The sequence below is a fragment of the Paenibacillus humicus NBRC 102415 genome, from assembly GCF_004000905.1.
Taxonomy (GTDB): Bacteria; Bacillota; Bacilli; order Paenibacillales; family Paenibacillaceae; genus Paenibacillus_O; species Paenibacillus_O humicus.
Genome location: NZ_BIMD01000081.1, coordinates 1 through 11,611, shown reverse-complemented (window position 1 = coordinate 11,611; position 11,611 = coordinate 1). Strand labels below are relative to the sequence as shown.

Genomic DNA, 11,611 nt, shown 5'->3' with positions numbered 1-11,611 from the left:
TCCGAATGACCGGGCTTGCCCCAGGTTTACAGGCTCTTGCCTCCGAATGACCGGGCTTGCCCCAGGTTTACCGGCTCTTGCCTCCGAATGAACGTGCTCGTACCCGATTTACAGGCTCCTGCTTCCGAATGACCGGGCTCGTCCCCGATTTACCGGCTCCTGTTTCCGAGTTTGACATGGTTTGTCCCTGGATAATGCCAAGACTTCCCATGCAGCGACAGAAGCGCAATCACGGCCGACGGATCGAGGCCGATTCTTCCGCTCGATCCGCCAGCCTGCCAAGAACGATATTGGCCGCCGTATACAGCAAGCCCGCTGCCGCGAAGATCCCTATCGAGCTCCATGGAGCAAGCCCATAGCCTTCGATGAAATAATCCCCGTAGCTGTTGTAATGATACAGGCCGGCCCACAAAGACAGACCTGTGAAAAGCACGGCTTGCAGCGCAGGATGTCGCAGCCAGCGGTTCGCGGCTACTGTAACCGGAAGCGCCAGGACAGGATAAACGGCTGCCGTCAGAATAAACATCATGGCGATATAGATGCCGCCTATATTCATCATCCCGTAATATTCGGTCGTTGTAATTTTATACCCTTCAATCCGCTCCACGCCAAGCAAGGCCCCCAGAAACAAGGCAATGAAAATGCCGTACAGCAAGAGATAGCGAACAACTGTCGTTCCCTTCATGCTGAATCCCCCCTACCGATTATTGTCCCGGCCAGCCATAGGATTCCGATTCCCGCCGAGCTGCCGCCGAAAAACAACGTGCCGAGCGCCCCGAATATGGACAATCTCGCCGCCTCATCCATTTCTCCGGCCTCCTGATGGACAACCCCGTATCTCCACATGCCAGCACAGAGCAACAGAGCACCGATAGACAACAGGAGGAAAATGGCCTGAACCTTATGGATTCGTTTGGCGATGTCGGTCATTCGGTCCTCTCCCCTGCTCGCTTATATCCTTGCAGCGCCTTCCTTTTCACGATCATCAATCGCATGAAGCCGCTGCTTTCCCCATGACCATCCTCTATCACGACTCATCCGGCCCCACCATCATAACGTCCGTTCTATCCCGGACCGTCCAACCGTAAGACGTCTCCTCCTGCAAAAAAGTTCCAGCCAAAAACGCGCTTGCCTCCCCTGCCGCTTGTTGATATAATGGCCTGAATTCCATAGCGCAGTTCAGGTTGCCTAGGGTTCCGCGGCTGAAGTCCAGCCGGTCTGGTCCGAGAGGGAACGATGCGGAGCACGGATCCGCATTCACACGGAGGGACAAAAGCCCGGGAGATAAGCCGCTTTCCAAGCGGTTTGTCTTCCGGGCTTTATTTATGCTCAGTCCTGTTATTGGGGCATACTGGAATACAGCTTCCTACCTGTTATTGGGGCATACTGGAATACAGCTTCCTATCCGTCCGGGCAACAAGTCCTGCAGCTCGAAAGGGGTTTTCATCATGAATGCGAACTGGCTTAAAATCATCGGCGCCTCCTTCTTCGAGGTGGGCTGGGTCATCGGACTCAAGCATGCCGACACGGCCTGGGAATGGATCGCGACCGCCGTCTGCATCCTCGTGAGCTTTTATGCGCTTATCAGCGCGAGCCGCACGCTCCCGGTCGGCACCGTATACGCCGTCTTTGTCGGCCTCGGCACAGCCGGAACCGTGCTCGCGGATATGATTTTGTTCGGCGAGCCCGCCAAGGTACTCAAGCTGATCCTGATCGGCGTGCTGCTCGTCGGCGTCATCGGGCTGAAGCTGGTCAGCCACGACAAGGAACCGGCATCCGGGGAGGTGCATTGAGATGGCATGGGTGTATCTGATCGGAGCCGGGCTATGCGAAATCTTCGGCGTCGCCATGATGAACCGGCTGACCCGCCGCCGCGACTTCGTCTCCCTGCTGCTGCTGGCCGCCGGCTTCGCTCTGAGCTTCTCACTGCTGTCCCTCGCCATGCGTTCGATTCCGATGGGGACCGCTTATGCGGTCTGGACCGGCATCGGCGCATCCGGCGGAGCGCTGGTAGGCATGCTGTTCTACGGCGAGTCGAAAAACCCGCTGCGCATCCTGTTCATCGTGCTCGTGCTCGGAGCGGCTGTCGGGCTGAAGGCGGCGGGATAGGCAGAGCAAAGCAAGCAAGTGCTTTAAAGGTTTTGTCGCCTTCATCGGAGGGCTGTCCCGCCTGAAGCCTGAATGCCAAAGAGGAGGCTCCCCATCGGAGCCTCCTCTTCGCTTTCTTCAAGCATCCGAGCCGTCTCAGCGGCTCGCCAGCCCGGCGGCTAAGCTTTTGCCGCTTCTCCTTCAGCATCGGAAGGAGTCTCGTCGCCTTCCTTCGGCCAGCCCCCCCATAGATTGGAAACATGGCCGTCGGGGTCGCGGAGGATAAAGCTGTAGCCTCCTCCCTGCTTGTACGACATCTCTCCCACTTCCACGCCTTGCTCGCGCAGCTTCGAATGGACTTGATGAATATCGTCGACCTGCAGGGAGATGATCGGCTGCACGACGCCGTGCATGTTCGTGAACTCCAGCTTGGGCACGTTCGGACTGCTGACGAGGCCGAGGCCGATTCCGCCTACGTTGAGCCAGGCTTCGGTATCGCCCGGCGTGAACGGGAAGGTGAACGGAATGTCCAGAACGTCATGATACCAATGAATCGATGCTTCCAGATTGCTGACAGGCAGCTGGATGACGGCATAGTTTTTGACGGGCATGTTGGAATCCACTCCTCGGATCTTATAGGATAGTTGAGCGCTCTCATCCTCTATAACGGAAGCCTGCTTCGAAAATACACAGGTTTTCAATCCAAATCCTGAACCAATTGAATGAGATGCCCGCTGGGATCTCGGAACGCGAAGGAAATCCGCCGTCCGCCGGCTTCGACCTTGTCCACCTGCACGCCATGGGAGGCTATGGACAAATAGGCGCTACATATGCCTTCGGCATCTCCTCGCCGGAAAGCATCCAAAAACCGCTCGAAAATGCGCGGCGGCAAAGGTTCCACGGATTTCCGGCGCCTGGTTGGTCCGCCCCTCTCCTGCACTGCCTGCTCCTGCACTGCCTGCTCCTGCGCTGCCTGCTCCTGCGCTGCCTGCTCCTGCGCTGCCTGCTGCTGCACTGCCTGCTCCTGCGCTGCCTGCTGCTGCACTGCCTGCTCCTGCACTGCCTGCTCCTCCCGGGCAAGCGCCTGCAGCCGCTGACGCGCCCGCCTATGCCCTTCCCTGACAGCCCCCGGCGTCAGGCGGAGCAGGCGGGAAGTCTCGTCCGCCGTGAAGCGGAAGACGTCCATGAGCAGAATCATTGCCATCTGCCTCGGATTCAGGCGGCCGGAGAGCTGCTCCAGCAGCATGCGGATGCGCAGCGCCTCGTCGGGCCCTCCCGATGCGCGCGGAGCATGCAGCTCCTCCTCGTATTCGACGCCGGCTTGTTCCCCTCGGCTGCTCCTGCTGCGGCAGATGTCGATCCAGGCATTTGCCGCCATCCGGTTCACATAAGCCTGCGTGAGGCGCCTCTCCGGCTCGCGCAGCTGCAGCCGGTGCAGCTTGGCCAGCACCTCCTGCTCCAGATCCTGGGCATCCCATCCCGCTCCCGCCAGCCGCAGGCAGCGCCGCCTTAGGCCGGGGATGTACGCCTCCAGACCGGGCCGGACTCCAGTCTCCTCCAATGCTCCTTCCTCCTCCCCAGACGATTGGATAAATAAGGAATATAAAATCCATTATAGCCCGTCGGCGCGCCGCTGGGAATGACGATCCGCGCAAGGAGCAACGATCATCGCGCCGCGCGTGCGGCTCTCCTTTCATGCGTCTGCGCCTCTTTCTTGCCTCTCCAACGAAAAAAAGCCCCCGAAGCGGCCGATGCCGCATCAGGAAGCCTTGGTCTGCGCCTTGGGCTTGCGGGGCCAAAGCGTATAGCTGAAGCTGATGGCGAAATCGATCGCCAGCACGAGAGTCCACGTCCGGAGCACCTTGATCAGAGCGTCAGTCTCCGCGGCATCCCCGGCTAAAGCCGTCATGCCAAGCAGGATCGCTCCCCCTATCGCGTAAGCGAGAAGATGCCGAAGCCATCCCTTGCGCTCACGGGCAGCGTGGGCCGTGCCATGCTTAGGAGGCTTGGCGGGAGCAGGTCCTCCTGAGAACCGGTGATGAAATTGGGCGTCGGCCCAAGCGATCATGGAATGGCCGAAGGCGATGGAAGCGCCGATGTAGATGGCCGCGATGCCATGAGCGGCTGTGGCGGCTGCTCCGGAGCGGATATCCCACAGCGCCGCCGCCAGCAGCAGCACGTCGATCAGCGGCGTGGCGATCAGCAGCGCGGCTCCCAGCCTTTTTCGCCGCAGCAGATATCGGCAGGCCAGACCGGCGGCAACGAACACCCAGAAGGCGATTTCGCAGGCGATGATGAACGCGACCAGAAGAACACCCCTTTTTATAATACAGTTGTATTATTACATAGTATGCATAATAGCACAGTTGTATTACAAAAAACAACCATGCTAGAATGAGGCATGCCCAAACAAGTCGATCATTCCGAGCGCCGCAGGAAGCTCGCCGAGGCTTGCTGGCAGGTTATCCGCGAGGGCGGCATCGAGAACGCCTCGGTGCGCAACGTCGCGGACGCCGCCGGCATGTCGCTCGGTTCCCTGCGGCATTATTTCTCTACCCAATCCGAGCTTATCGCCTTCTCCATGCGCCTCGTATCCGAACGGGTCAATGAAAGGATGGCCTCCCTTGCGCTGAGCGGCGAACTGCGGCAGGATATTCTGCTGCTCTCCTCCCAGCTGCTGCCTCTGGACGAGGATCGCCGCTTGGAGGGCGAGGTCTGGCTCGCCTTGTCCGCCAAAAGCCTGGCCGATCCCGAGCTGCTGGCTCTCTTCCGGGAAGTTCATGACGAGCTGCTGCAAGGCTTCCGCAAGATGACCGCGTACTGGCTCGGAGAAAACCCGGCAGCCGTCCTGTCTCCGGAAGCCGAGCTCGAAGCCCGCCGCTTTCACGCGCTGGTGGACGGCTTGGCCATCCACTCGCTGCTGGCACCGGAGAGCGCCGATCCTGCCGCGCTGCTCGAGCTGATCGGTCTGCATCTGGACCGCCTGCGGCCATCTTGACCGGTCTGAGCCCGGACCGCCTGCGGCCAAGCCCAATCGGCGCATTCAAGCTGTCGGTCCGTCCGGATCAAGCGGTATCCTCCCCCTGCTCCTGCGCCTTCTTATCCGTCTTCCTGCCGCAATCGCGACGGCAAGCTGGAACGCCGCATTGGCCCCGTACACAGACGGGATCAGAATGAGTTGGAACGGATAACCGCCCATATCGGCGATCGACCCGATGACGAGAGCGGTCCAAAAGACGGCTCCGAGCCAGGCGATCCACAGCCGCCGCAGCCTGGCGGCCAGCAGGGCGGTCAGACTGCCCCCTATGCCCGCAATCAGGAGGACAAGCCGGTTGTATTCCGGCTGGCGGTTAAGCGGAAGCAGCAGCCGATGTCCGGAAGCATGCGAGAACACCCACTCCTCCTCCGGAAGCTCGCTCAGGAAGGCCCGGTACAAGCCAGGGCCTTCTTTGTTCATGGGGATATTGGAGCTGAGCCGCGAGCTGCGGTCCGCAAGCCGGACCTCCAGCTCGACCTTCGGCTTGCCGGCCCAATAGGAGGCCGGAGACAAGTAATACAGATGGGACCCGACCCGGTTGACGACAGCCGATTCCTCCCAGCCTCCCGGGTCCCGGTAGGAAATGAGGATTCGCTTCGTTTCGCCGGCCCGGAATTCCAGCGGAAAGCGGCCGCCGCCGACCCCATGATTGCTTGAGCGGGTCACAAGAGGCATGCCGGAGAACGGCTCCATGATCGTCGGCCTGATCGTCGGCCGCCCGATCAAGCCTTTAAGCGAATCTTCCGATGCCGGCGTGACGGGAACTTGAGCTTCCCCGTTCTCCGTCACGCGCAGCCCTTCCATTTCGTCCCCGTCCGGGTACAGGAACAGAACCTCGACCTGCTGCGGATCCTTGCCGCCGTTATGCAGCTCGTAGTCGACCGTCACCTCCGGAAATGGACCGTAGCGAACCGTAGCGTCATCCGGGATGAAGTAGGAAACCTTTTCCCGGATGAGCAGCAGGCTCTCCGAATGCTCCAGCCGCATCGGTCCGAAGCCTTCCGCCGGCTCGTAGACCGGCCCGCCGTTGGCGAGCGCCGTCCCGCAAGGACCTGACATGACGGCCAGCAGAGCAAGCACCGGCAGGATAGCCAGCCGGAGCCGGATAAGGCTGGCTCTGCCCATTCCTCCTTCTTTTCCTTTTCCTCTTCCTGTTCCTTCCTTGCCCAAAAGACCGCCTCCACCGCCTAATATTTACCAGTCTATCAGATCGGCTTGAACCGGTCTGCACTAAAAAAGCTCCTGAGCCGCAGGGCTCAGGAGCTAAAGAGGCTCTGCCCACTGGCAGCTGCCGAAGATGCCTGGGCATGCAGAGAACTTGAGCCGCTTATGGAACGTCCCTGCGCGTTTCAGGGATGCCTATAGCGCAAGGGATTCAAGCGGTTCGGGCTGCCTGCACCGCAAGGGATTCAGAAGCTTCAGAGCTGCCGGTACCCGTAAGGAGCGTAGGGAAACGAGGGATACGGCTGGCCAAGAGGCTGATGCGCCTGCGGATAGCCGCCTCCCTGATAAGGGCCGGCCTGGTAAGGAGAAGCCGGATAAGGCGCATAAGGAAACGGCGGCGTCCGGTAAACGTACGGCTGCTGCTGGGCATAAGCAGCGGCCTGCGCCCGGTAAGGCTCCGATATCGGCGGCGAGCCGTAGCCTTGATAAGGGTTCTGCTCCGGCTCATCCGCATATGGAGCCTCGAAGCCGCCGTCGGCGCGGGTTTTGCCGCAGCTGTCGAGCGGTCCGATGCCGACCGTTTTCGTAATCGGCGCCACGGCTTCCTTCCACTTGGCTTCGTCGAGGCAATACGTATCCGCGAATACTTTCGGCGGAGTCAGCCGCAGGATGTCCGAGCCCAGAATCACCTCCGGCATCGGGGCGTCGAAGATCGCGACGACATGGGTGTTGTCCTCTGTCGCCTGCTCGTAGTGCCACCATCCCTGAGGCACGTTGGCCACCTGGCCGGGAGTGATCGGAATGTTGTACAGCTTGTTCGTGAACGGATTGATGAACGAGACGGCAATCTTGCCGGAGACGCAGTAGACCAGCTCGGTCGCGTTCTGATGATAGTGCGGCTCGACATAATGGCCCTTGCTCATGAAAATATCGAGGATAGAGGCGTTGCCGAGCGTATTCAGCTGCTTGTAGCCGAGAATGTTGATGTAGTTTTTGCTGTTGGTGAAAAACGCGTTGCTTTTATTCACGTCGAAGAAAAACTGCAGATCGGGCGAGGTGTAGTCCATGTAGGAAATGGCCATGCTCATCTTCCCTTCTGTCCGGATGTCTTGAAGCCGTGCTAGTAGAACATATGGACGCCGTCTTTCCATCATGACTAAAACCTATGGGAGGAGCAGGCGGCGCTGCCGCTGGACACACACGGGGACAGACAAGAAAAAAAGCCGGCGCATGCCGCGGATTCCGCGCTGCGCCGACCTTTCCTTTTCATGAGGAAGCCGAATTGCCGAACACTTCGAGCTCCCATAGCGAGTAGCCGTACTGCGTGCCGCGAAGCAGGCCGTACACGCGGACATGGCGGGCCTGGATGCCGTTCAGGGCAATCCTCTCGACCCCTCCGTTTCCGGCCGGCTGGGCATATGCAACCGTCCAGTCTCCGTCGCCCGGCGATTCGGCCGAGGAGACTTGGATGCGGTAGCTTTTCGCGAAGGCTCCTTCCCAGTGCAGGACAGCCTCGTCCAGCCGGTACAAGCCGCCGAGGTCGACGGCGATCCACTGGGGATCCGCGGAGTCCGACTCCCAGCGGGTGCCGGAATCCCCGTCCACGGCGTTCGCCGCGGCCTGCTTGGCGGAGGATGCCGATGCCGGCTTGCCTGCGGCGACATTCGGAGCCGATGAAGCCGCCTGGATGACGATTCCCGCCGGAGCATGCCCCGCCGCTTCGACCGTCAGCCGGTACGCTCCGGCCTGAGGGAAGAGCGAGGCCGCCAGCGTCAGCTTGCCCGCCTCCAGTGTCCAGGCGTCCGCCGGAACAGGCGCGCCGTTCACCGCGAGGGCGGAAACCGCCTGCCTCCAAGCCGGATCATCGGCGAAAGCCAGCGTCACCGCTTGACCGGCAAGGCTGCTGCCCTGGATGGAAAAAGCGGGAGCGGCGGCGATTTCCCGCACCGCGATGTCGTCCAGCCATACTGTGTGGGGGCTGGACGGGGTCGCGGCGTCGCCGTCGATGACATTGCCGAGCAGGAATTTCAGCGGGGTCGCGATATCCGCCCCGGGCTTGATTACCGTCCGGTAGACGGCCTGGTCGTCGCCGGTGATCCGGAATACGGACGGCGTCAACGTTTTGCCCGGATCCCATTCCACCGCGATCGGACGGTCCGCATCGGCCCAAGCCCGGAAGCTCAGCTCATAGCTTCGGCCGGCCTTGAGCTGCAAATTCTCCTGAATGAGCTGGGCCGACCAGCTGACAGGAACGTTCCATTGGGGATGGATGCCGCCGTTGTTCAGAATGACCGCTTGGGCAGTTCCCTGCTGGATGGAGAACTCGGAATTCCCGCCGTCTCCCTTCCAGTAGATCCAGCCCGCATCCTTCGCGCTGAACGATCCGTTGGCCAGCAGATTGCCGTCCGCTTCCTTGACCGGCTGCTGTACGGCCGCATCTCCATAACCGGCCGCCTTGACGGTCACAGCCGCCGTCCCGCCTTCGGTTACCGCTCCCGGCAGCAGCTTCAGGACGCCAGGCAGCAGCTCGTACAGACCGGCTTCCAGCAAGCGGTTGTTCACGGCCACGCCCGCAACCGCAGCCCGCCAAGCCGCATCGTCGGCGAAGGTCAGCTCCAGCAAGGCACCGGCCGTATTGCCGGTCTGGTCTGCGATGAGCAGCGGCGGCCGCTTGACCGGAGCATTCGCGACCTCCAGCACGACATTGTCGATCCATACCTGATGAGAGCCCGCCGGCGTTCCCGGCAGCTTGCCGAGCTGGAATTTCAACGCCAGGCTTTCCTTCTCCGAAATCTTCACGTCATAGCTGAAATGCTGCCACTCCGTCGAAAGAGGCAGCGTGCCGGAATCGAAGCGCCGCGTATAGGCTCCATTCTCCAGCGTCGCCAGAATGCCGCGCGCCTCGCTTGCGCGGGCGTCGAACTCGAGACGGTAAGTCAGACCTTTCGAGAAGTTCATGCCGCCCTGGTTGAGCATGACGTTCCAGGCCTCCTGACCGGCATTCGCGATATCGATTCGGGCCGCTCCATGATCGATGGCGAAGGAAGCCTGCGCCCCTTGCTGGAACGGCTCCCAAGCGTCAAAGCCGGCGTCGAAGCCGCCGTTCTTCAGCGGGAACAGATCTACGCCGCTGTAATCGACGTTGCGGTTGGAGGTTCGCACCAGACGCACCGAATCCAGCAGGATGTCGCCCTGGCCGGCTTCCGCCAGGAAGCGGAGCTTGCCGTGCGCATCCGTAACTCCTGCCGGCATCGTGAAGGCAAGCTTGTAGGCGCCCATTCCGCTGCCGAGCTCGAATGCCTGCGAGCCGAAGACGGCGGAGCCGTCGCCGCTGCCTATCGATGCCGTCAAGGAGCGTCCCGCGGCAGAAGCGCGGGCGAGGAAAGTCAGCTCGTAATCGTCGGACTGCAGCAGATTGAGGCCGCTCTGCTCCAGCGATACCGGCTTCCCTTCGGATCCATGCATTCTCGCCTCGCGCGCTGCGGCGTCAACCGAGACGGAGCCGGCAGGAGCGGCGGTCCAATAGCCGAGCCGGTCCATCGTGCCGAGATCGAAGCCTCCGTTGTAGACGTGGTTGCCGTCCGCCAGAGGTTCCTTGGCGGCGGAAGGGTCGGCGACGCTGTCGATTTCCTCCAGCTTGACGCCTCCGATCCATACCGCGCTCGCGTTCAAGCCGGCATTGAACTCCAGCCTGGCGGTCGAATCCGTATCGCCGTTCATAAGGAAGCGGTACTCGTAATGCTGCAGGCTCGTTCCGAGTGCGGGCGAGAACTGGTCCGTGTAGACAGCCCAGCCATTGTCCTCGTCTCCGCCCATTTTCACGGCGATCGTCCGGTCCGCCGCCGCCTTGGCGTCGAAGCTGAGCTTGTAGGCATGCCCTTTGACCAAGGTCGCGTACTGGATCAGCTGCAGGGCGTAGTTCTGCACGCCTCCGGAGGAAATGGCGATCTTCGCCATTTTCCTGCCGTCCACCGTCTCGATCGAAGCGCTGCCCGCTCCGCCGTAGTCCGGCGTATGCAGGAAGTTCCAGTACAGAGGATCAAGCGCCGTCCCCGATGCCGCGATGTCCTTCAGGCCATGCTCGAACGTCTCGTCGTAGATCCAGCTGCCGTTCACCGGGAGCTTGGCGTCCGCCGGCACAGGCTCGCGCTCGGCCACCGGCTCCTGCGGGGTGCGATAAGGCCGTCCGTCGATTTCGTAGGCGCGGACATAATCGACTTCCATGCGGGCCGGAAGCGCCGAATCCTCCGGCAGGCGGTTGCCGTCGTAATTGCCGCCGACCGCCATGTTCAGAATAATATAGAACGGCTGGTCGAACGGAGCCGGGAAGGCATACTTGTCCGGCTGCCCCGCTCCTTGGCTGTCCCAGCGGTTCTGGGTCTGGTACACCTTGCCGTCCACGTACCAGCGGATTTCGCCGGGCTCCCACTCCACGCCGTACGTGTGGAAGCCTGTAATGTCCTCCCCTTCCGGGAAGGTGTATGTCTTGCCGGTATAACGGTTGTTCGGCGAAGGCTTTCCGTAATGCAGCGTGCCTCCGACCTCGTTCAATAAGCGTCCGCGCGCCTCCATGATGTCGATCTCTCCCGAGGCGGCCCAGGTGCCGTATACGCTGTCCTTCGGCATGAGCCAGAAGGCGGGCCACAGCCCTTGGCCGGCCGGCAGCTTCATGCGGGCCTCGAACTTGCCGTAGGCTTGGCTGAAGGTCGGGGATGTCCAGATCCGGCCTGAAGTATACGGCTTGCCGTTCACGCTTTCCTTGCGCGCTTCAATGACGAGGCTGCCGTTCTCCACCTTCAGGTTCTCCTTGCGGTAAAACTGCTGCTCGTTGTTCCCCCAGTCGGCAACGCCGTAATCCGAGCCGTTCCCAAGCTGGTATCCCCACTTGGACAGGTCGACTCCGTTCGTATCCGGCTGCGCGGCGTTTCCATCGAACTCGTCCGACCAGGTCAGCATCCACTCCCCGACCTGCTGCCGGACCTGGACGCTCCGGTAGCCCTTCGCTTCCACGTTCACGGTGTATACGCCTTTGCCCGGAAATGCTCCTGCGCCGATTTCCAGCATGCCTGGCGAATCCGCATGATAGCTTCCTGCATCCAAGTAGGTCCCGTTCACGCTCACGGCGGTAATGGCGGCTCTCCACCGGCTGTCCTCTTCAAAAGAAATCACCATGGCGCGCCCGGCCGTGTTGTCGTCGCCGTCCGGCTGCAGCACAGGCGGAGCCTTGAGCTCCGTTCCCGGCGTCGGCGTCGCGCTTGGCGTCGGTGTCGCGCTTGGCGTCGGCGTCGCGCTTGGCGTCGCGCTTGGCGTCGCGCTTGGCGC

General features: G+C 61.4%; 11 protein-coding genes and 1 riboswitch. Of the genes, 3 read left to right on the top strand and 8 right to left on the bottom strand.

The features are described 5' to 3' along the window. Positions 1-229: 229 nt before the first annotated feature. Together PHU01S_RS24870 and PHU01S_RS24865 are read right to left on the bottom strand one after the other, a co-directional pair. Complete coding sequence (locus PHU01S_RS24870) at positions 230-685, bottom strand: hypothetical protein (protein WP_048745093.1); 456 nt, start codon at positions 683-685, stop codon at positions 230-232. After that, positions 682-930: a hypothetical protein gene (locus PHU01S_RS24865; protein WP_021880326.1), complete on the bottom strand. Its 249-nt coding sequence runs from the start codon at positions 928-930 to the stop codon at positions 682-684. The genes PHU01S_RS24870 and PHU01S_RS24865 overlap by 4 nt, the downstream gene beginning before the upstream one ends. Before the next feature lie 247 nt (positions 931-1,177). Next, positions 1,178-1,286: riboswitch (guanidine-I (ykkC/yxkD leader) on the top strand. A gap of 162 nt (positions 1,287-1,448) precedes the next feature. Here PHU01S_RS24865 and PHU01S_RS24860 point away from each other — a divergent pair. Then, positions 1,449-1,793 carry a DMT family transporter gene (locus PHU01S_RS24860; RefSeq protein WP_048745092.1) on the top strand — a complete coding sequence of 115 codons (345 nt, stop codon included), beginning with the start codon at positions 1,449-1,451 and terminating at the stop codon, positions 1,791-1,793. A 1-nt stretch (position 1,794) separates the two neighbouring features. Continuing rightward, positions 1,795-2,109, top strand: a complete 315-nt coding sequence (locus PHU01S_RS24855; protein ID WP_048745091.1) for a DMT family transporter — start codon at positions 1,795-1,797, stop codon at positions 2,107-2,109. A 158-nt stretch (positions 2,110-2,267) separates the two neighbouring features. Here the strand turns inward: PHU01S_RS24855 and PHU01S_RS24850 are convergent, their stop codons facing one another. The 3 genes from PHU01S_RS24850 to PHU01S_RS24840 all read right to left on the bottom strand — a co-directional run bounded on the left by PHU01S_RS24850 (position 2,268) and on the right by PHU01S_RS24840 (position 4,357). Next, positions 2,268-2,699, bottom strand: coding sequence for a VOC family protein (locus PHU01S_RS24850; RefSeq protein WP_048745090.1), 432 nt, complete (start codon positions 2,697-2,699; stop codon positions 2,268-2,270). Between the two features lie 86 nt (positions 2,700-2,785). Continuing rightward, positions 2,786-3,649, bottom strand: coding sequence for an RNA polymerase sigma factor (locus PHU01S_RS24845; protein ID WP_048745089.1), 864 nt, complete (start codon positions 3,647-3,649; stop codon positions 2,786-2,788). Between the two features lie 198 nt (positions 3,650-3,847). Then, positions 3,848-4,357 carry a hypothetical protein gene (locus PHU01S_RS24840; RefSeq protein ID WP_232316997.1) on the bottom strand — a complete coding sequence of 170 codons (510 nt, stop codon included), beginning with the start codon at positions 4,355-4,357 and terminating at the stop codon, positions 3,848-3,850. A gap of 132 nt (positions 4,358-4,489) precedes the next feature. On the opposite strand from PHU01S_RS24840, the gene PHU01S_RS24835 reads away from it, so the two are divergent. After that, on the top strand, positions 4,490-5,086 hold the full coding sequence (locus tag PHU01S_RS24835) for a TetR/AcrR family transcriptional regulator (protein ID WP_021880331.1): 597 nt from the start codon (positions 4,490-4,492) through the stop codon (positions 5,084-5,086). Positions 5,087-5,131: 45 nt separating this feature from the next. Here PHU01S_RS24835 and PHU01S_RS24830 read toward each other — a convergent pair whose 3' ends face one another. The 3 genes from PHU01S_RS24830 to PHU01S_RS24820 form a co-directional block, all read right to left on the bottom strand. Beyond that, the gene (locus PHU01S_RS24830) at positions 5,132-6,250 is read right to left on the bottom strand and encodes a hypothetical protein (protein WP_127510397.1); all 1,119 of its coding nucleotides are present in this window, start codon (positions 6,248-6,250) and stop codon (positions 5,132-5,134) included. 293 nt (positions 6,251-6,543) lie between these two features. Further along, a complete protein-coding gene (locus tag PHU01S_RS24825) occupies positions 6,544-7,371 on the bottom strand; it encodes a cupin domain-containing protein (RefSeq protein WP_083436288.1) in 828 nt (275 codons plus the stop codon). 184 nt (positions 7,372-7,555) lie between these two features. Next, the gene (locus PHU01S_RS24820) at positions 7,556-11,503 is read right to left on the bottom strand and encodes a hemoblobin-interacting domain-containing protein (protein WP_127510395.1); all 3,948 of its coding nucleotides are present in this window, start codon (positions 11,501-11,503) and stop codon (positions 7,556-7,558) included. Positions 11,504-11,611 lie beyond the last annotated feature (108 nt).

Coding starts and splice junctions, on each gene's coding strand:
- PHU01S_RS24870 (WP_048745093.1), bottom strand. CDS start 685: ATGAAGGGAACGACAGTTGTTCGCTATCTCTTGCTGTACGGCATTTTC.
- PHU01S_RS24865 (WP_021880326.1), bottom strand. CDS start 930: ATGACCGACATCGCCAAACGAATCCATAAGGTTCAGGCCATTTTCCTC.
- PHU01S_RS24860 (WP_048745092.1), top strand. CDS start 1,449: ATGAATGCGAACTGGCTTAAAATCATCGGCGCCTCCTTCTTCGAGGTG.
- PHU01S_RS24855 (WP_048745091.1), top strand. CDS start 1,795: ATGGCATGGGTGTATCTGATCGGAGCCGGGCTATGCGAAATCTTCGGC.
- PHU01S_RS24850 (WP_048745090.1), bottom strand. CDS start 2,699: ATGCCCGTCAAAAACTATGCCGTCATCCAGCTGCCTGTCAGCAATCTG.
- PHU01S_RS24835 (WP_021880331.1), top strand. CDS start 4,490: ATGCCCAAACAAGTCGATCATTCCGAGCGCCGCAGGAAGCTCGCCGAG.
- PHU01S_RS24830 (WP_127510397.1), bottom strand. CDS start 6,250: ATGGGCAGAGCCAGCCTTATCCGGCTCCGGCTGGCTATCCTGCCGGTG.
- PHU01S_RS24825 (WP_083436288.1), bottom strand. CDS start 7,371: ATGGCCATTTCCTACATGGACTACACCTCGCCCGATCTGCAGTTTTTC.